The 220-nt window shown below is 70.9% G+C and carries 1 pseudogene; it reads right to left on the bottom strand.

The features are described 5' to 3' along the window. Positions 1-197 (bottom strand): annotated as a pseudogene (locus FrCorBMG51_RS24430) (type III polyketide synthase); the annotation flags it as partial. Between the last annotated feature and the right edge of the window lie 23 nt (positions 198-220).

The following is a 220-nucleotide window of genomic DNA, read 5'->3' as shown; positions in this document are numbered from 1 at the left end:
ATGTCGTAGGAGGGGGCGGTCGCTTCCTCGCTGAGCTGGAGCTGGTCCGCGACGACCCGCAGAATGCGCGCGCCGCCGGGGTGGATGGCCCAGCCGTCGACGTCGTCGAGGGTGTGGCCGTGCGCGGCGAGGAGGGTGGTGACGAGGTCTGCGACGTGGCGTTCGAGCACCTCCGGGACCTGGGGTGACAGCCGCATCCGGAATCCGTGGTCGGTGACGA

Source organism: Protofrankia coriariae, from assembly GCF_001017755.1.
Lineage (GTDB): Bacteria > Actinomycetota > Actinomycetes > Frankiales > Frankiaceae > Protofrankia > Protofrankia coriariae.
Note: the sequence above shows the minus strand (reverse complement) of the source record. Positions and strands in the feature narration are given on the sequence as shown.